Origin of the sequence: Cryocola sp. 340MFSha3.1 (assembly GCF_000383315.1) — a bacterium.
In the GTDB taxonomy this organism is placed as follows: domain Bacteria; phylum Actinomycetota; class Actinomycetes; order Actinomycetales; family Microbacteriaceae; genus Leifsonia.
The window spans coordinates 427,157-445,555 of record NZ_KB911087.1; the positions used below are offsets into that span (position 1 = coordinate 427,157).

An 18,399-nucleotide genomic window follows, 5' to 3' on the forward strand; every position below is an offset into this window, starting at 1 on the left:
CGGCTAGACCTCGAGGAGTTCGGCTTCCTTGCGCTTCAGGGCGTCGTCGACCGCGTCGACGTGGGTGCGCGTGATCGCCTCGAGCTCCTTCTCGGCGCGGGCAAGCTCGTCGTCGCCGACCTCGCCCTTCAGCGCATCCAGGTCGTCCTTCGACCGGCGGCGGATGTTGCGCAGCGCGACCTTGGCGTCCTCGCCCTTGCCGCGGACGATCTTGACGAACTCCTTGCGACGGTCCTCGGTGAGCTCGGGCAGGGTGACCCGGACGATCTCGCCATCGTTGCCGACATTGGCCGAGAGGTTGGGCATGTTGACGATGGCCTTCTCGATGTCCTTCAGCGCCGACTTGTCGTAGGGCGTGACCAGCAGGACGCGGGCCTCGGGGTTCTGGAGGCCGGCCAGCTGGGCGAGCGGCGTCGGCGAACCGTAGTAGTCGACCAGCACCTTCTGGAACAGTGCCGGGTTGGCCCGGCCCGCGCTCACGGTGCCGAAGTCCTCCCTCGCCGCGTCCACGGTCTTGCTCATGCGCTGACGGGCATCGGAAATCACATCCGCGATCACGGTTTCTCCTTCAGATCGGTGGGTCGCTGTCTAGTCTATTGCGCGGTCACGCCGCCGCCGGTGCCGGACCGGCGGCGGCGCCCGAAGACCCGCACTGGCCGTTCAGCCGAGGAGAGTGCCGATCTCGGCGCCGAGCAGAGCAGCCGTGACATTGCCGGCCGGCTCGATCCCGAAGATGCGCATCGGCATCCCGTTGTCCATGCACAGGCTGAGGGCCGTCGAGTCGACCGCCTTCAGGTTCTGCTGCAGGGCCTCCTGGTGGCTGATCTGGTCGATCTTGCGCGCATCGGGGTTGGTGCGCGGGTCGTCGTCGTACATGCCGTCGACGCCGTTCTTGGCGACCAGCACGACGTCGGCGCTGATCTCGAGCGCCCGCTGCGCGGCGACCGTGTCGGTCGAGAAGTACGGGAGCCCTGCGCCGGCGCCGAAGATGACGACCCGGCCCTTCTCGAGGTGCCGCTCCGCCCGGCGCGGGATGTACGGCTCGGCGACCTGGGTCATCGAGATCGCCGACTGGACGCGGGTCTCGGCACCCGCCTGCTCCAGGAAGTCCTGCAGCGCGAGCGAGTTCATGACCGTGCCGAGCATGCCCATGTAGTCGGCGCGACCGCGGTCCATGCCGCGTTGCGAGAGCTCGGCCCCGCGGAAGAAGTTGCCGCCGCCGACGACGATGGCGATCTCCACATCCTGTGCCGCCTGCGCGATCTCACGCGCGATGCTGCTGACGATGTCCGGGTTGACGCCGAGCTGTCCGCCGCCGAACGCTTCGCCGGAGAGTTTGAGAAGGACCCTGCGTCGCTGTGAAGGATGTCTCTGGGTGGCTGCCGACATGCGTGAATAGCGTCCTTCCGTGCGTGGTTCTGGTTAAAGCTAGTGGGTGCTCGCGGGAGAGGGACATCCTCCCGCGCACAGAAAAGGAGTCCGGATCGTGTTCACGATCCGGACTCCTTCATGATCTGTTACGCGCCGACCTTGAACCGGGCGAAACCGGTGATGGTCAGGCCCGCATCCTTCACCACCTGGGCGATGGTCAGCTTGTTGTCGCGGGCGTACTCCTGCTCGAGCAGGGCGACCTGCTTGAAGTAGGCGCCGAGGCGGCCCTCGATGATCTTCGGGAGCGCGGCCTCCGGCTTGCCCTCGTTGCGCGAGATCTCCTCGACGATGCGACGCTCGTTCTCGACCTCGTCGGCCGGGACGTCCTCGCGGTTGAGGTAGGTCGGGTTCGCGAACGAGATGTGCTGCGCGATGCTGCGAGCGGTCTCCGCGTCGTCACCGGTGTAACCGAGGACGACACCGACCTGCGGCGGCAGGTCCTTGGAGGTCTTGTGCAGGTAGATCGCGAAGTTCTCGCCGTTCACGACGGCGATGCGGCGGAGTTCCACCTTCTCGCCGAGGATGGCGGCCTCGTCACCGATGAGCTCGGCGACGGTCTGGCTGCCGGCGGGGGCCGCGAGGGCCTCCTCGACGGTGGTGGCGCCGGCGGCCGCAGCCGCGTCGAGAACCTTCTCGGAGAGGGCGATGAACTTGTCGCCCTTCGCCACGAAGTCGGTCTCGCACGCGAGCTCGATCATGGTGGCGGTGCCGTTGCCGTTCTCCTTGGCGGCGACGAGACCCTCGCTGGTGGAGCGGTCGGCACGCTTCGCGTTGCCCTTCGCACCCTTCAGGCGCAGGATCTCGGTGGCCTTCTCGATGTCGCCACCGGCCTCCTCGAGGGCCTTCTTGGTGTCGACCATGCCGGTGCCGAGCTGCTCACGGAGAGCCTTGATGTCGGCGATGCTGATGTTTGCCATGTTCTGACTGGAACCTTCTTTTTCTCGAAGACTTCTGGTTGACGCGGGTTACTTGGACTCGGCGTCCGCAGGTGCGTCGGTCTCGACGGTCGACTCGGCCTCGGCGGCGTCGGCCTCGGCGGCCACGACGGCGTCAGCCTCGACAGCGTCCGCCTCGCCCTCGGCGACGACCTCGGCGGAGTCGGCCTTCGCGGCCGCCAGGTCCGCGTCAGCGGCCTTGGTGGTCTCGGCGCTCGACTGCACCTCGTCGGACGACTGCTGCAGGAGCTCCTGCTCCCACTCGGCGAGCGGCTCGGCCGGCTCGGCGCCCTCTTCGGGCTTCTGGTGACGCTGGATGAGGCCCTCGGCCGCAGCGTCGGCCACGATGCGAGTCAGCAGGGTGACGGAGCGGATCGCGTCGTCGTTGCCCGGGATCGGGTACTGGACCTCGTCCGGGTCGCAGTTCGTGTCGAGGATGCCGATGACCGGGATGCCCAGCTTCTTGGCCTCGTCGATCGCGAGGTGCTCCTTCTTGGTGTCGACAACCCAGAGCGCGCTCGGCGTCTTGCTGAGGTTGCGGATGCCGCCGAGCGACTTGTGGAGCTTGTCCAGCTCGCGCTTCTTGATCAGCAGCTCCTTCTTGGTGAAGCCGCTGGTGGTGCCCTCGAAGTCGAGCTCCTCGAGCTCCTTCATGCGGGCGAGGCGCTTGGACACGGTCGAGAAGTTGGTCAGCAGACCACCCAGCCAGCGCTGGTTCACGTAGGGCTGGCCCACGCGGGTCGCCTGCTCGGCGATCGCCTGCTGGGCCTGCTTCTTGGTGCCGACGAAGAGGATGGTGCCGCCGTGGGCGACGGTCTCGCGCACGAAGTCGTACGTCTTGTCGATGTACGCGAGCGACTGCTGCAGGTCGATGATGTAGCTGCCCGAGCGCTCGGTGAGGATGAAGCGCTTCATCTTCGGGTTCCAGCGACGGGTCTGGTGTCCGAAGTGGACGCCGCTGTCGAGCAGCTGGCGCATGGTGACGACGGCCATTGCCGTTTCTCCTTTGGTTGCGGTTGTCTGCGACGGCCGGCGGCCGCCACTCCTGGTGCCCCGCGCGCATCCGCATCCCACCGCCCGCACGGCGAGGCCGTCGAGTGGAGTGGGAGACCGGTGGATGCGCGCCCCGCCCGGTGAAAGGCGCCTCTTGCGAGGATCTACGGGCACGCGTAGTCACTCCGACGAGCGGAGTGCTTCAGACATCCTATCAGGAAGCGCGGGTCAGGCGGAGTCTCCGCTGGAGCGCACCTGGACACCCCGGCGCTTGCCGCCCGCCTCGCGGAAGAGGGTCTCGGCGTGCTCCAGCGCCATCCCGTTCGTCTCCGGGATCTTGAAGAAGACGAAGAAGAACGAGAGGGCGGCGAAGATCGCGTACATGCCGTACGTGAACGGCAGCGAGAAGTCGGCCATGGGCGGGAACGAGACCGTCACCAGGAAGTTGGCGATCCACTGCGCGGCCGCCGCGACGCCGAGCGCCTTTCCGCGGATCTTGGTCGGGAAGATCTCACCGAGGAGCACCCAGACCAGCGGTCCCCACGACGCGCCGAAGCAGATGACGAAGATGTTCGCGGCGATCAGGGCGATCGGGCCCCACGGGTTCGGCAGCGACACCGCGCCGTCGACCTTGACCGCGAAGGCGAAGGAAAGCGCCATGACGCCGAGCGACAGGGCCATGCCGACCGAGCCGGTCAGCAGGATGGGGCGACGGCCGACGCGGTCGACGAGCACGATGGCGACGATCGTCACGACGACGTTGGTGACCGACGTGATCACGGTGATGAGCAGCGAATTGCTCTCGGTGAATCCGACCGCCTTCCACAGCGTGGTCGAGTAGTAGAAGATCACGTTGATGCCGACGAACTGCTGGAAGACGGAGAGGATGATGCCGATCCAGACGATCGGCTTGAGGCCCAGCCGGCTGCCCGCGAGGGTGGCCTTCGCGCCCTCCTTGTCCTCCTGGATGGCGCGCTCGATGTCGCCGATCTGGCGGTCGATGTCCTCTTCGGGGACGAGCGTGGTGAAGATCTCCCGTGCCTCGTCGTGACGCCCGTTGGCGAGCAGGAAGCGGGGCGACTCGGGCAGTGTCAGGGCGAGGATGCCGTAGACGACCGACGGGATCACGCCGACCAGGAACATCCACCGCCACGCCTCGAGCCCGAACCAGAGCTGCTGGGATGCGGACCCGGCCACGCCGGCGAGGAGGGCGTCCGAGAGCAGGGCCACGAAGATACCGATGGTGATGGCCAGCTGCTGCAGGGAGGCCAGTCGGCCACGGGACTGCCGCGGCGAGATCTCGGCGATGTAGGCGGGCGCGACGACGGACGCGATGCCGATGCCGAGACCGCCGATGACGCGCCAGAACCCGAGGTCCCAGGCGGAGAACGCGAGGCCGGCTCCGATTGAGCTGGCGAGGAACAGCACCGCGCCGAGGAGCATCACCTTGAGGCGCCCCCAGCGGTCGGCGAGGCGACCGGCGATGAAGGCGCCGACGGCGCAGCCCAGCAGGGCGATGGCGACGATGAACCCGGTGACGAAGGCGTTCAGCGCGAAGCTCTTCTGGATCGAGTCGACCGCGCCGTTGATGACCGACGAGTCGAAACCGAACAGGAACCCGCCGACCGCCGCTGCGATCGCCAGTCCGGTGACTCTCCGCCGCATCGCCGCCGTGGGCCGTGGTGCGTTCTCGTCGCTCGTGGCGGCTGCGTTCCTGCTCTCTTCAGTCATGTCATCCCTTTTTCGGTTGTGCGGCCCACTGTTCGCGGCTCCCGGTCGGGGGGGCGGCGAGGGCGAATCTCACGGTACGCCGCGAACGGGCCGGGGAGAACCGTCGGCCACTGGCGTGTCCACAGACGGGTCCCGCGCGGACTTGTCCACTGGTTCGGGATGCGCCCGAGCGACCGGTGGCCGCGCCAGAGAGGGTGGTAAGGACGGCTCGACGGAAGGCGGACGGATGCGATTGCACGACGAGACTGGTGGCATGCGGCTCAACCGTGGTGCGCGCGGGCGACGAAGGCGATCGCGGGCGGCCCCGTCGCGTTGGCGTGTCGTGCTCTGCGTGCTCATCGCGTGCGTGCTGTCCCTGCCGGCCGGGGCCGCCGGTGCGACTGCGATGGGTGATTCCGTCAGTCCGCCGACGGACCTCGTGGCCGACCGGGCGGCTTCTGCACAGCGGCCGGCGGCGTCCGATCACGGGGCGCAGTGGATGTGGCCCGTCGCCGACCCCGCGGTTTCAGCGCCGTATGCGGCACCTCCGACGCGGTACGCCGCGGGTCATCGCGGCATCGACCTGACGGCGACGGCGGGCGCTCCCCTGATCGCGCCGGATGGCGCGACCGTACGCTTCGCCGGGATGGTCGTGGATCGCCCGGTGCTGACTCTCGACCACGGCGGCGGGGTCCTGTCGAGCTTCGAGCCGGCGTCGTCGGACTTCCCGGTGGGTTCGCGGGTCGCCCGAGGCGAGGTCGTCGGAGTCGTCGCGTCGGGCGGGCACTGCGGCACGGCGTGCGTCCACGTGGGTGTCCGCATGAACGGAGAGTACGTGTCGCCGATGCTGTTCTTCGGGCGGGTGCCGCCCGCCATCCTCCTGCCGCTCGGAGGCGGGTGAGTTCCGCCTGGCGGCAGCCGATGGAGCCAGGTCCGGGTGGGTCGGGGATGTGCTTGTGGGGCAGGCCTGTCAGCCCGGTCCGGGCGGGTCGGGGATGTGCTTGTGGGGCAGGCCTGTCAGCCCGGTCCGGGCAGGTCGGGGATGTGCTTGTGGGGCAGGCCTGTCAGCCCGGTCCGGGCAGGTCGGGGATGTGCTGGTGGGGCAGGCCCGCAAGCCCAGCCGGCCGAACGCGCGGGTGGGTGGAGGGGCCCGGGCGGGCAGAGCGGCCCGGTTCAGGCGCGCGGGTGGGCGATCCGGTACGCCTCTTTGAGCCGTTCGGTCGAGACGTGGGTGTAGATCTGGGTGGTGCCGAGGCTGGCGTGGCCGAGCAGCTCCTGCACCCCTCGGAGGTCTGCCCCGCCGTCGAGCAGGTGCGTGGCGGCGGTGTGGCGGAGGGCGTGGGGCCCGGACGGCCCTCGCCCCGGCACGTCGGCGAGAAGACCGGCGACCAGCTCGTAGACGGCGCGGCTCCCGAGCCGCGCCCCTCGCGCACCGAGGAACAGCGCGGGCCCTGACCCGGCAACGGCGAGCCGCGGACGGCCGCCCGACAGCCAGGCACGGATGGCCCGCAGTGCCGGCACCCCGAAGGGCACGACGCGTTCCTTCGACCCCTTGCCGATCACGCGGACGGTCAGTCGGCCGAGGTCCACATCGTCGACGTCGAGCCCAGTGAGCTCGGACACGCGGATCCCGGCCGCGTAGAGCAACTCGATCACCGCCACATCACGCAGCGAACCCGGGTCCCCATCCTCTGCCCGTGCGGCGAGCGCCGCGAGGATCTCGTCCATCTGCTCCCGCGTGATGACTCTCGGAAGCGTCTTGTCCGCTTTCGGGGACCGCAACCGCGCGGCCGGGTCCACGACCGCATGTTCGGCGGCGGTCCCAGCCGCTTCCGGATCCAGGGCCGCGCGACCTGGAGCCGACGCTGCCGGGGCCACGACCGCGTGATCCCGAGCCGTCCCCGCGGGCTCGCTGCCTGCCGCGGACGCACCCCCGATCCCGTCGCCTGCCCCGGCAGAACTGTCGGGTGCAACGCGTCCACCGAGCGCCCCACCGGTCGAGCCGGCCTTTCCGGGCGTCTCGGCTTGGCGCGTGACCCAAGCACTGAAGCCGCGGACCGACGCCGCCCGACGCGCCAGCGTCGACTTCGCGAGGCCCCGCTTGGAACCCTCCCAGAGCCAGTCACGGTAGAGGTCGAGAGTCAGTGCGTCCGCGGTCGCGACGCCCCGTTCCGCCGCAAAGGCGGCAAGCGCCCCCAGGTCCGACCGGTAGGCACGGATCGTCTGCGGCGAGTACCCGCGCTCCACCCGCAGGTGCCGCTCGTACTGCTCGATGGCCGCATCCAGACTCACCTCCCCAGCTTGACCCCGGACCGTCTCCGGGGTGGGCAGCGACGCGCGTTCTGCGAGACGCGACGGACCGGAGCCACTTTGCCTCTCGTCCACGGACGGGCTGTCACGCATGCCTCCGTTCGCTGAGCGACCAACCTCCGCGGCTCTCCCGGGCTCGGCCGGCGAGGTCGAGCCGGCCGAGGATCGCGGCCACAGTCGTGAAGGGCAGCGACGACCGCGCGGCGATCTCGTCTGCGCTGGCGCCCCGCGCGGATGCCAGAGCCGACAGAACGGCGCCCTCCGCATCTCCGCAGTCCGGCGGCACCTCCACGGTGTCGACGGCCGCCGCGCCCGGCTCGCCGCTCGGGCCGGTTCCCAGGGGGTCTGCGAGCTCCGCCATCTCGTCGGCCGACGTGACGCAGATGGCCGCGTATTCCCGGATGAGACGGTGGCACCCGGCCGACGCGGGCGAGAGGACGCTTCCCGGCACAGCGCCCAGCGGTCGCCCGAGCTGGGCGGCGTGACCTGCGGTGTTGAGGGATCCGGACCGTCGCCCCGCCTCGACCACCACCGTCGCACTCGCCGCTGCGGCGATCAGCCGATTGCGCATCAGGAACCGCCACCGGGTCGGCGCGTTTCCCGGAGGGAGTTCGGCCGCGAGCACACCCTCCCGGGAGACACGGCGGAGCAGATCGCTGTTGCCCGCCGGATACAGACGGTCGACTCCTCCGGCGAGGAACGCCACGGTCAGCCCGCCGCTCGCCAGCGTGGCGCGATGTGCTGCCGCGTCGATCCCGTATGCACCGCCGGACACGACGGCGAACCCCCGCCCGACCAGTCCGGCCGCCGCCTCCATCGCCACGTGCTCCCCGTAGTCGGTCGACGCGCGTGCCCCGACGAGAGCGACGGAACGGTCCAGCCGCGCCAAGCGCTCAGGATCGCCGCGGATCCACAGCGCGAGCGGTTCGCCGTCCTCAAGCGCCGCGAAACCCTCTGGCCAGACTTCCGTGTCGGGTGTCAGCAGGACCGCACCCAGCCGCGCCGCCCGCTCGAGGGCTCGGCACGACTCCTCCAGGGAGAGCCGCACCCGCCACCGTGCGAGGCACTCGGCGATCCGACGAACCGCCCGCGCATCGACCTGCGGCCGCTCCGGCGAGAGGCTCTCGAACGCCGACAGCAAACTGCCGCCCGCTCCCCCGCTGCCGTCGGTGTCGAACCGGTGCCCGAACTGCTCGCCTGCACCCTCCAGAGAGAGCGCCAAGTCCTCCCCAGGAGGGGGCGGCACCACGTCGGCGTGACGCGTGAGGCGCAGCACGTGCTCCGCATCATGCTCCTCCACGATCGCTCGAAGCAGGCCGACCGCGCCCAGCGCACCCACCAGGCGCCCCGCCTCCAGGTCTCCTGGTTCGATCGCCGTCGTCAACGCGGCTCTGGCGAACCGCTCGGCGCTCAACTCGGACGACTCCGCTCCCCTGTCGGGCGAACTGGACACCGCTGCAACCAGGCGCGCCACGTCGCCATCGGACAGGCCCGCGAAGACGGATCCGGAGCGACGTCCCCCGCAAGGTGGCGACGTCATACTCCTGCGTGCGCCCGCGACCGGCGGGTCATCCACCGCTCCCGGCACCTCCGCCCTTCTCTCGTCCGATGCGTTCGCCCCGTCGCACGCCGGCCCGTTCGTCGCGTCCGTATCATCCGGCAGCGCCCCGCTCCCGCTTCGCCCAGCAGTCGCAAGCCGGGAGACCGCGCACGCGCCGCACGCGGCGCTCATGCGCTGATCCCGCGCCGCAGGAACAGCGCCCGGCCGACGTGGTCCACATCCGGTGACCCCGCTCCGTCGAGGTCGGCGAGGGTCCACGCGAGGCGCAGGGTCCGGTCGTAGCCGCGCATCGTGATGCCGCCGCGCTCCAACGCCCGGTCGAGCGGCGCGATCGCGGACGGCCCGAGCCGGCGCTCGCCGGATCGCAGCCAGCTGCCGGCCACGTCGGCGTTGCGCACCCAGCCCGTCCCGCGGAGTCGTTCGAGCGCGCTGGCCCTGGCCGACTCGACGCGAGCTCGGAGTTCGCTGCTGGTCCAGCCCGGGGCGTGGACGTCCGAGGCCGCATGGAGGGCGGCCAGACCCAGTCGCCGTACGGTGAGACGGATGTCGACGCGATCCATCAGCGGCCCGGACATCCGGGCGAGGTAGCGTCTTCGGGCCATGGGCGAGCATGTGCACTCCGCATCCGCCGAACCGTAGTGGCCGCACGGACAGGGGTTCGATGCGAGCACCAGCTGGAACCGCGCCGGAAACGACGCGGCACCACGTGCACGATGGATGGTGATGCTGCCGTTCTCCAACGGTTGCCGGAGCGCATCGAGCACGGATGGCGGGAACTCCGCCGCTTCGTCGAGAAACAGCACCCCGTGCGTAGCCCGGACGATCGCGCCGGGGGTGATCCGCCCGCTGCCGCCGCCGACCAGCGAGACGGCCGATGCCGTGTGGTGAGGCGCTTCGAACGGCGGTCTCCGCACCAGTTCTGCGCCGACGCCCAAACCGGTGAGCGAACGGATGCACGTGGCTTCCAAGGCCTCGGCACCGGCCAGGTCCGGCAGCAGGGACGGAAGGCGCCGGGCGAGCATCGTCTTGCCCGCCCCCGGGGGACCGACCATCGCCAGATGATGACCGCCCGCCGCGGCGGCGACCAGCGCTTCGACGGCTTCGCCGTTGCCGGACACCTCGGCCATGTCCGGCTCCGGTGCTGCTCGTTGTTCCGACACCGCCGGGAGAACCGGTTCCTCATCCACCGGGTCGAGTTCGGCGCCGTGCACGATCGCCGCGGCGCGCAATCCCGTCACCCCCACCACCTCGATGCCCTCGACGAGACATGCCTCGTCGAGGTTGCCCGCGGGAACGAGGACCCGCTCGAACCCTGCTTCGCGTGCTGCGAGGACGGCCGGGAGCACGCCCGCCACCGGACGCAGCCGCCCGTCAAGTCCCAGTTCACCGAGGTGGACCGCTCGCCCCGCCGAGACCGGCGGCACGACGCCCGCCGCAGACAGCGAGGCGATCGCGATGGCGAGATCGAAGCCGGACCCCTGCTTCGGGAGCGCGGCCGGCGACAGATTGACCGTCAGCTTCTTCTGCGCCAGGGAGCAACCGGCATTCACCGCGGCCGCTCCGACCCGCTTCCGCGACTCGCCCAGCGCCGTGTCGGGCAGCCCGATGAGGACGAATGCCGGCAGTCCCGCCGAGATGTCGGCCTCCACTTCGACCACGTGGCCGCGCAACCCGTCGAGAGCGATGGCGAACGTGCGTGCGAGCGCCATCAGGCGATCCCGGTCAGGTGCTCGACGACCGGCCGGTCGCTCCATGCATCGGTCACGGCGACCGCATCGATGCGGACCGCGACAGCCCCGGGCTCCCGTTCGCGACACCACGCGGCCGCCAGTCGCCGCAGGCGGGCCGCCTTACGCGACGTGATCGCCTCGAACGGATGCCCGAACGTCAGCGACGACCGCGTCTTCACCTCCGCGAACACCATCGTGGTGCCGCGCCGCAGCACCAGATCGAGCTCACCCGACGGGCACCGCCAGTTGCGGTCGATGAGGGTGTACCCGTTCTCCTGCAGCCACTCCGCAGCGACCTGCTCGCCGCGACGGCCCAATTCGTCTTTCTCAGCCATGTCAACCTCCGCATCCAGCCTCGGCTGGTGGGCCGGTCGGCGGAGCGGGAAGGACAGATCTGTGGAAAGACCGCGAGGAGCAGGGGCTGTGAACAGGTGGAGCGTGAACGCTCAGTCGCTCACGAGAGCACGGCGATCACTCGTCGAGCGCGAGCTCCTTGGGCAGCTCGAACTCCTTGGAGGAGAGCTCCTCGATGTTGACGTCCTTGAAGGTCAGGACGCGCACGGACTTCACGAAGCGGTCGGCCCGGTACACGTCCCATACCCAGACGTCGTTCATCGTCAGCTCGAAGTAGAAGTCGTGCTCCGTATCGCGGCGCACGAACTCCACCTCGTTCGCCAGATAGAAACGTCGTTCCGTCTCGATCACATACTTGAACTGCGAGACGACGTCCCGGTACTCGCGATACAAAGCCAACTCGACCTCGCGGTCGTAGTCGTCGAACTCGTCTTCATCCATCGTCCGTCAAGTCTATGCCGCTCGGACGACTCGCGCGTCGGTCGCGGTCACGCTGTGGACGAACCGACGGACCAACCAGGCCGGATCACTCGGGGATGTCGATCAGCGCCGGCTGCTTCAGCCACGTCATCCGGTGCAGCGCGCTCGGGCCCAGCTCTGCGATGGCGGCGAAGTGCTCCGGGGTCGAGTACCCCTTGTTGCTCGCCCAGCCGTAGCCCGGATACTCCATGTCGTGCGCGATCATCATGCGGTCACGATGCACCTTGGCGATGACGGACGCGGCGGCGACGGAGGCGCAGTCCCGGTCGGCCTTGATGCGCGTGACGACCTTCGCCGGCCTCATCAGCGCCGGGTTCAGATAGTCGTAGTTGCCGTCGAGGATGAGCGTGCTGTCGTGCACGACGGCGCCCTGCTCCTCCAGCTGGGCGAGGGCGCGAGCTCCCGCCAAACCCAGGCAGCGCATGATCCCGAGCGAGTCGACCTCGGCGGCCGTCGCCAGACCGACCGCATGGTGCATGGCCCACTTGCGGCACAGCGGGTCGAGCGATTCCCGGACAGGCTCGGGCAGGAGCTTGGAGTCGCGCAGCCCCGGCGGGATGCGCTTCACGGCCGTGTCGATGACGACCATCCCGACCGCGACGGGGCCCGCGAGCGCTCCGCGGCCGACCTCGTCGACGGCGACGATGGAGGTCACGCCCTCTCGATAGAGGGCCTTCTCGAACCGCAGAGACGGCGACACCGGGGTCATCATGCGTTCCTCGTCCTCCGCCCTCTCGATCTGCGGGAAGCCTCGCGTTCCATTGTCACTCATCGGCGGGTGCCGTTCGTACACGACGCGGCCAGCAGCTCCGGAAACGACAGAACCCCCGGATCCATACAGGATTCGGGGGCTCTCGACGCTTGGGGGCGCGGAGATCAGTTCTCGCGCTTCTCCTTGATCTTCGCCTTCTTGCCGCGGAGCTCGCGCAGGTAGTAGAGCTTCGCGCGACGGACGTCACCGCGGGTGACGACCTCGATCTTGTCGATGACCGGGGAGTGGACCGGGAAGGTGCGCTCGACACCCACCTGGAAGCTGATCTTGCGGACCGTGAAGGTCTCGCGGACGCCCTCGCCGGAGCGGCCGATGACGACGCCCTGGAAGACCTGGACGCGAGAGCGGTTGCCCTCGATGATGTTCACGTGCACCTTGACGGTGTCGCCGGCGCGGAACTCGGGGATGTCCTGCTTGAGGGACGCGGCGTCGAGCTGGTCGAGGATGTGCATGGATGTTCGCTCTCTGTACCCGCCACAGGTCGGGAACGGACTCGGGGCCGGCTCCGATCAGGAGTGTCGGCCGTCTGGGTTCGGTAAGTGGGTGTCCGCGAGAAGTGCTGGCTCCCCCGTGGCAGAGCCTGGCCGCGGCACAAGGGTCAATTCTGCCATGCGTGGCACCTGTTTGCCAAAGCGCACGGAATCGGATGCCGAAACAGCACACCCGACGCGCGGGTCGTCACTCGCGGTCGCGGCGCTCCTCGATGACGATGTACTCGCCTCCGTCGACCGACTCGCCGGGTGGCGGCGGGACCTCGCGGGGCTGGGCGGCACGCTGGTAGGCCTCGAACGTCATGGCGACACGAGCGCGCGTCTCGGTCAGGAGCTCCCACAGCACCACCCAGAAGATGGCGATGAACAGCAGGATGCCCAGCACGGCCAGCCAGCCGGTCCACCCGGCCGGGAAGAACCCGAACGCGATGATCGCCAGATGCCAGGCGCCGAACAGGCCGACGTCGTACCAGGAGACCGCGCGACTCTCGCGTACGCTGCGCCGGGCCATCACGATGCCGCCCACGACCAGCATGGCGACGAACAGGATGGGGCAGAGCAGCAGGAGGCCGAGGAACGACCAGCCGCTCCCCTGGCTGAAGGCGGCCCAGCCGACCAGCAGCCACGCCGGGAGCACCACGGCGGACGGGAAGAGCCACCAGTAGAACGCCTTGCGGATGATCACGCGCCCAGCGTAGCCGGGGCCGGCTGTGCTGCGGCTGCGCGTTTGCCGGACGCCCACCTGCGAGACTGGTGGGGTACGACACCGAGAGGAGCCACCGTGATCGAGCTGAGGACGCCCGCCGAGATCGAGCAGATGCGGCCGGCCGGCCGCTTCGTCGCCGATGTGCTCGCGCAGACGGCTGCGGCTGCCCACGTCGGCGTGAATCTGCTGGAGCTGGATGCGCTCGCGCACGACATCATCCGTCGCCGCGGCGCCGAGTCCTGCTATATCGACTACCATCCGTCGTTCGGGGCGAGCCCGTTCGGCAAGGTGATCTGCACCTCCGTCAACGATGCCGTGCTGCACGGCCTCCCGCACGACTACCGGTTGCAGGACGGCGACCTGCTGACCCTGGACTTCGCCGCGAGCGTGGACGGCTGGGTCGCCGACTCGGCCGTGAGCCTGGTCGTCGGCACGCCGCGGGACGAGGACCTCCGTCTGATCGACACCACCCGCCGCGCGCTCACGGCGGGCATTGAAGCGGCGCAGCCCGGCGGCAGGATCGGCGACATCTCCGCCGCCATCGCCGCCGTCGCTCACGCGGAGGGCTACTCGATCAACACGCAGTTCGGCGGCCACGGCGTCGGCCGGACGATGCACGGCGACCCGCACATCTCGAACGACGGACGCGCCGGCCGCGGCTATCCCCTGCGCCCGGGCCTCGTCGTCGCGATCGAGCCGTGGTTCCTGGAGACGACCGACGAGATCTACACCGACCGAGACGGCTGGACGCTCCGCAGCGCCGACGGCTCCCGCGGCGCGCACTCCGAGCACACCGTCGCCATCACCGACGACGGCCCCCTCGTCCTCACCGCCCCCTGACCTCACCGTCGAGTACACGAAGACTGCACGCGAATCACGTTGCGAGCGTGCAATTTGTGCGTACTCGACGGGGGCGGAAGGGGTTACGGGAGGAGGTCGGGGCGGACGGCTCGCGTGCGCTCGAGCTGCTGCTCGCGACGCCACGCGTCGACGGCCCCGTGGTTGCCGGAGAGCAGCACGGGAGGCACCTCTCGGCCACGCCAGACGGCGGGCTTGGTGTAGCTGGGGTACTCGAGCAGGCCGTCCTCGTGCGACTCCTCGACGAGGCTCTCGGGGTTGCCGACGACGCCCGGGATGAGCCGGCCGACCGCCTCGATCATCGCCATCGTCGCGACCTCGCCGCCGTTGAGCACGTAGTCGCCGATGCTCATCAGCCGCACCCGGGCACGAGCAGCGGTGTCGTCGAAGACGCGCTGGTCGATCCCCTCGTAGCGTCCGCAGCCGAACACGATGTGCTGCTCCTGGGCCAGCTCGCGCGCGATCGACTGGGTGAAGACCTCGCCGGCGGGCGACGGGAAGATCACGACGGGATCGGACGCGCCGTCCAGGATGCCATCGAGCGCCTCGCCCCACGGCTCCGGCTTCATGACCATCCCGGCTCCCCCGCCGTACGGGGTGTCGTCGACCGTCCGGTGGCGGTCGTGCGTGTAGTCGCGCAGGTCGTGGACGCCGAGCTCGATGAGCCCGGACTGCCGGGCCTTGCCGAGCAGGGAGATGTCGAGCACATCGAAGAAGGTCGGGAAGATCGTGACGATGTCGATGCGCATGGGGAAAGTCTAGAAGGGCACCCGGCGCTAGGCCGGGACGACCGCCAGCTCGCGGTCTCGCGGGACGAGCGGGGTCGCCACCGCGGGACACAGCGCGACGACCGCGAACGCGACGGGATACCCGACCCAGCCGATCAGCGCCCCGACGGCCGGTCCGACGACCGACGCGGCGAGGAACTGGCCGGTGTTCTGCGCCCCGAGGGCACGCCCCGACCAGAAGGGCCCGGCGATCTCGGCGACCGACGTGTAGGCCAGGCCGTTGTCGGCGACCGTGACGATCGCCGCGACGATGAGGATGACGGCGGCCGCGACGGACCCGAGGGCGGACGCCGCCGCCATCAGCAGCATGATCGCCACGGCGCACACGCTGACCCACCGCAGCGGGCGCAGGTGGCTGCCGACCCGGTCGCTCAGCACGCCGACCCCGATGCGGCCGATGGCGCCGGCGAACTGGCTCACCCCGATGACGATGCCCGCGGGCAGCGACGAGAAGTGTAGCTGCGACACGAGCCAGACCAGCCCGAAGGTGGAGACCGTGAACTGCGGGACGACGAGCAGCATGGAGACGGCGTGGATGCGCCAGAGCAGCGACGTCTCGCGGTACGGCCGCCACCCGGCCTGAGGATGCGCGTCCTCCCCTTCGGCGGCCTTCCGCGGCGGTCGCGGCGGGTCGACGATCCCGATCGCGCAGAGCACCGCGGACACGCCACAGAGGACGGCCGGCACGATCAGCGCGGCGGCGATCCCGCCGTTGGCCGCGAGCAGCGGCACGCTGACCGCGGCGATCGCCACGCCGAGCGGCTGGCACATCTGCCGGATGCCCATCGCCAGCCCGCGCCGCTCTTTCGGGAACCAGCCGATGACCACGCGCCCGCTCGCCGCGTTGGGGCTGGCCGACGCCATCCCTCCGACCAGGAACAGCGCGCCGAGCGCGACGTACGAGTCGACGAACATCGCGGCGACGGCCGCGAGTGCCGTGAGGGCGAGCCCCGACGCGATGACCCAGCGCTCGCCGATCCGGTCGCTCAGCGCACCCCACGCGATCAGGGTGAGCACGAGGCCCAGAGTGGGAGCCGACGCGAGCAGACCCGCCTGTGCCAGGCTCAGCCCGCGCTCGGTGTGCAGTAGCGGGATGAGGAACGCCGGCGTGGAGACGAAGACGGTCGAGCTCGCCTGGGCGAGGACGCCGAAGGCCAGCATGAGCCACGGACGGGGACGGCGCACGGTTCGGGCGAACATGGGTATACCTTAGCGGTATACCAAGCCGGTATACCAAAGGAGCCCCATGTCCGAGCAGCTGCCCGTCGCCGAGGCCTCCCGCGTCTACGACCGTCTCCGCGCCGAGATCCTCGACCTCGACCGCGTGCCCGGCTCGCGCCTCACCGAGCGCGGACTCGAGGGGGAACTCGGCGCCTCCCGCACTCCCCTGCGGTCGGCGCTCATGCGGCTGGAGTCCGAAGGACTGGTGGGCCGGGATGGGCGCGGCTGGCAGGTCACGCCGATCGACCTCGGCGAGATCGCCCGCCTGAGCGAGTTCCGGGATGCGGTCGAGACCGCCGCCGTCCGGCTCAGCTGCGCGCGCGCAACGGACGCCGCGATCGCCACCCTGCGCGAGCACCTGGACGGGTGGGCGGAGGACCACTCCCCTGACGGCGCCGTGCGGACCGGCACCGAGTTCCACGTCCGGCTCGCCGCCCTCTCGGGCAACCCGTTCTTCGCGGATGCGGTCGCGGACGCCATGACCCGCCTGGCCCGCGCGCGGTGGCTGGTCGCCCGCGATGAGGACGCCGCGAGCGAGCACCGGGAGATCCTCGCCCTGGTCGCTGCGCGACGGGCGGACGAGGCTGCTGCACGCATCCATGAACACGTCGTCGGAACCCATGACCGCCTGGTGGCCGCTTTGGGCGCCGATGCGCGCTCGCTGCGCGGACGCGGACTCGCGATCGTCTCCTGACCGTCAGCCGACGAGGTCGGTGACTGGCACGAGCCGGACGAGTGCATCAGCGCCCGCATAGATCTGCGGCTCGCCGCTCACCAGGGCATCGCCGTGCAACCGGGTCAGCGCGACATACTCCGCGGCCTCCGTCTGCGCCCAGCCCAGCTCGTCCGCGACCAGCCAGGCGTTGCGCCGCAGCACGCGGTCACCGAGCAAGCGCACAGGAAGCCGGTCGACGGCCGTGAGCAGGGTTCGGGCTTCCGCCGGTTCACGCCGCCCTGAGCGCGCGTCCGCGTGCAGGAGCGACAAGGTCTGCGACCGCAGCAGCGTCGGAGCCAGCAGCGCCTCCGATCCACTCCACCCGGACTCGGCCAGCCGGACGGCAGCGGGAGCGTCGATCACGTACGCGGTCATGCCGCATTCTGTCCACGACCCGGCGGCAAAAGGAAGAGGGCGACCCGTTCGGGTCGCCCTCTTCGGGTCGTGGATCAGTCGTCGGACGCAGGCGCGGCGGGTTCGCCTTCCGAATCCGCCTCCGGCTCGGCGTCGCTCTCCGGCTCCGCCTCCGGCTCGTCGTCCGGCAGCTCCTCGAAGAGCCCGGCGGGCGGAGTCAACGTGACGGTCCCGGCGGCGATATCGACCTCCGGGACGATCGCCTTCACGAACGGCACGAGCACTTCGCCGCCGGCCGTCGCGATCGCCAGCAGGTCCTGCGCGGGCAGATGGTCGACGCGAGCCACGCGTCCGACCGTCACGCCGTCGCGCACCGCGTCGAGGCCGACCAGCTGGTGGTCGTACCAGGCGTCCTCCTCGTCGGGGAGCTGCGTGGCGTCCTGGCTGACCCAGAGGATCGCCTTGATCAGCGTCTCGGCCTCCGTGCGGTCGTCGACGCCGGCGAAGAACCCGACCGGGTGGCCGTTGTACCAGCGGAGTTCGCGGAGTTCGAGCGTCTTGCCGTGCCACTTGGACGCGGTGGGCACCTGCAGGGTGAACACCGCCCCCGGGACGAACCGCTTCTCCGGTTCGTCCGTGTAGAGCTCCAGCTTGATGGCGCCCTTGAGGCCGTGCGCCTTCGTGAGGCGCCCGACGCGCAGCTCGGTCTGACCGGGCCGGGGGGCGACCTCCTTGCGAGGCAGTTTGTGGTCCGCCACCTCAGTCGTCGACGACGTCGACACGGACGCGCCGGCCATCGGCCAGCGCGGCAACGAGCGTGCGGAGAGCCTTCGCCGTGCGGCCGGACCGGCCGATCACCCGGCCGAGGTCCTCGGGGTTCACACGAACCTCGAGGACCTCGCCACGCGGAGAGCTCTTGGCCACGACGTGGACGTCGTCAGGGTGATCGACGATCCCCTTGACCAGGTGCGTGAGCGCGGGTGCGAGCAA

At 70.1% G+C, this 18,399-nt stretch carries 21 protein-coding genes; 3 read left to right on the plus strand and 18 right to left on the minus strand.

Features of this window, described 5'->3' with window-relative positions; genetic code table 11:
- Positions 1-3: 3 nt before the first annotated feature.
- The 5 genes from frr to H284_RS0102055 all read right to left on the minus strand — a co-directional run bounded on the left by frr (position 4) and on the right by H284_RS0102055 (position 5,090).
- Positions 4-558: a ribosome recycling factor gene (gene frr / locus H284_RS0102035; RefSeq protein WP_018190706.1), complete on the minus strand. Its 555-nt coding sequence runs from the start codon at positions 556-558 to the stop codon at positions 4-6.
- A 102-nt stretch (positions 559-660) separates the two neighbouring features.
- Positions 661-1,389, minus strand: a complete 729-nt coding sequence (gene pyrH / locus H284_RS0102040; RefSeq protein ID WP_018190705.1) for a UMP kinase — start codon at positions 1,387-1,389, stop codon at positions 661-663.
- 128 nt (positions 1,390-1,517) lie between these two features.
- Entirely contained in the window at positions 1,518-2,348 is an 831-nt protein-coding gene (gene tsf / locus H284_RS0102045; RefSeq protein ID WP_018190704.1) for a translation elongation factor Ts, read from the minus strand.
- Between the two features lie 48 nt (positions 2,349-2,396).
- The gene (gene rpsB / locus H284_RS0102050; RefSeq protein ID WP_018190703.1) at positions 2,397-3,359 is read right to left on the minus strand and encodes a 30S ribosomal protein S2; all 963 of its coding nucleotides are present in this window, start codon (positions 3,357-3,359) and stop codon (positions 2,397-2,399) included.
- Positions 3,360-3,587: 228 nt separating this feature from the next.
- Complete coding sequence (locus tag H284_RS0102055) at positions 3,588-5,090, minus strand: sugar porter family MFS transporter (RefSeq protein WP_081630361.1); 1,503 nt, start codon at positions 5,088-5,090, stop codon at positions 3,588-3,590.
- 253 nt (positions 5,091-5,343) lie between these two features.
- Here H284_RS0102055 and H284_RS0102060 point away from each other — a divergent pair, with 253 nt between their 5' ends.
- Positions 5,344-5,970 carry a murein hydrolase activator EnvC family protein gene (locus H284_RS0102060; RefSeq protein ID WP_231371046.1) on the plus strand — a complete coding sequence of 209 codons (627 nt, stop codon included), beginning with the start codon at positions 5,344-5,346 and terminating at the stop codon, positions 5,968-5,970.
- A gap of 272 nt (positions 5,971-6,242) precedes the next feature.
- On the opposite strand, the gene H284_RS0102065 is transcribed toward H284_RS0102060, so the two are convergent.
- The 8 genes from H284_RS0102065 to H284_RS0102100 all read right to left on the minus strand — a co-directional run bounded on the left by H284_RS0102065 (position 6,243) and on the right by H284_RS0102100 (position 13,452).
- The gene (locus H284_RS0102065) at positions 6,243-7,361 is read right to left on the minus strand and encodes a tyrosine recombinase XerC (RefSeq protein WP_020074986.1); all 1,119 of its coding nucleotides are present in this window, start codon (positions 7,359-7,361) and stop codon (positions 6,243-6,245) included.
- A gap of 103 nt (positions 7,362-7,464) precedes the next feature.
- Positions 7,465-8,853 carry a DNA-processing protein DprA gene (gene dprA / locus H284_RS0102070; protein WP_231371047.1) on the minus strand — a complete coding sequence of 463 codons (1,389 nt, stop codon included), beginning with the start codon at positions 8,851-8,853 and terminating at the stop codon, positions 7,465-7,467.
- A 254-nt stretch (positions 8,854-9,107) separates the two neighbouring features.
- Positions 9,108-10,649: a YifB family Mg chelatase-like AAA ATPase gene (locus H284_RS0102075; protein ID WP_020074988.1), complete on the minus strand. Its 1,542-nt coding sequence runs from the start codon at positions 10,647-10,649 to the stop codon at positions 9,108-9,110.
- Positions 10,649-11,005: a YraN family protein gene (locus H284_RS0102080; protein ID WP_018190697.1), complete on the minus strand. Its 357-nt coding sequence runs from the start codon at positions 11,003-11,005 to the stop codon at positions 10,649-10,651. The genes H284_RS0102075 and H284_RS0102080 overlap by 1 nt, the downstream gene beginning before the upstream one ends.
- A 136-nt stretch (positions 11,006-11,141) precedes the next feature.
- Entirely contained in the window at positions 11,142-11,465 is a 324-nt protein-coding gene (locus H284_RS0102085; RefSeq protein WP_018190696.1) for a DUF2469 family protein, read from the minus strand.
- An 85-nt stretch (positions 11,466-11,550) separates the two neighbouring features.
- Positions 11,551-12,276: a ribonuclease HII gene (gene rnhB / locus H284_RS0102090; protein WP_018190695.1), complete on the minus strand. Its 726-nt coding sequence runs from the start codon at positions 12,274-12,276 to the stop codon at positions 11,551-11,553.
- Positions 12,277-12,380: 104 nt separating this feature from the next.
- Positions 12,381-12,728: a 50S ribosomal protein L19 gene (rplS, locus tag H284_RS0102095; protein ID WP_018190694.1), complete on the minus strand. Its 348-nt coding sequence runs from the start codon at positions 12,726-12,728 to the stop codon at positions 12,381-12,383.
- Between the two features lie 226 nt (positions 12,729-12,954).
- Positions 12,955-13,452, minus strand: a complete 498-nt coding sequence (locus H284_RS0102100; RefSeq protein ID WP_020074989.1) for a hypothetical protein — start codon at positions 13,450-13,452, stop codon at positions 12,955-12,957.
- A 96-nt stretch (positions 13,453-13,548) separates the two neighbouring features.
- Between H284_RS0102100 and map the strand changes: the two genes are divergently transcribed.
- Positions 13,549-14,313, plus strand: a complete 765-nt coding sequence (gene map, locus H284_RS0102105; protein ID WP_020074990.1) for a type I methionyl aminopeptidase — start codon at positions 13,549-13,551, stop codon at positions 14,311-14,313.
- 83 nt (positions 14,314-14,396) lie between these two features.
- On the opposite strand, the gene trmD is transcribed toward map, so the two are convergent.
- Positions 14,397-15,080, minus strand: a complete 684-nt coding sequence (trmD, locus tag H284_RS0102110) for a tRNA (guanosine(37)-N1)-methyltransferase TrmD (RefSeq protein ID WP_018190691.1) — start codon at positions 15,078-15,080, stop codon at positions 14,397-14,399.
- A 27-nt stretch (positions 15,081-15,107) separates the two neighbouring features.
- The gene (locus H284_RS0102115; protein WP_020074991.1) at positions 15,108-16,319 is read right to left on the minus strand and encodes an MFS transporter; all 1,212 of its coding nucleotides are present in this window, start codon (positions 16,317-16,319) and stop codon (positions 15,108-15,110) included.
- A gap of 46 nt (positions 16,320-16,365) precedes the next feature.
- Here H284_RS0102115 and H284_RS0102120 point away from each other — a divergent pair, with 46 nt between their 5' ends.
- Positions 16,366-17,034 carry a GntR family transcriptional regulator gene (locus H284_RS0102120; protein WP_020074992.1) on the plus strand — a complete coding sequence of 223 codons (669 nt, stop codon included), beginning with the start codon at positions 16,366-16,368 and terminating at the stop codon, positions 17,032-17,034.
- 3 nt (positions 17,035-17,037) lie between these two features.
- On the opposite strand, the gene H284_RS0102125 is transcribed toward H284_RS0102120, so the two are convergent.
- The 3 genes from H284_RS0102125 to H284_RS0102135 all read right to left on the minus strand — a co-directional run bounded on the left by H284_RS0102125 (position 17,038) and on the right by H284_RS0102135 (position 18,399).
- On the minus strand, positions 17,038-17,430 hold the full coding sequence (locus H284_RS0102125) for a PIN domain-containing protein (protein WP_020074993.1): 393 nt from the start codon (positions 17,428-17,430) through the stop codon (positions 17,038-17,040).
- A gap of 74 nt (positions 17,431-17,504) precedes the next feature.
- A complete protein-coding gene (gene rimM, locus H284_RS0102130; protein ID WP_020074994.1) occupies positions 17,505-18,206 on the minus strand; it encodes a ribosome maturation factor RimM in 702 nt (233 codons plus the stop codon).
- Positions 18,169-18,399, minus strand: a complete 231-nt coding sequence (locus H284_RS0102135) for an RNA-binding protein (protein WP_018190686.1) — start codon at positions 18,397-18,399, stop codon at positions 18,169-18,171. Before H284_RS0102135 ends, rimM begins: the two co-directional genes overlap by 38 nt.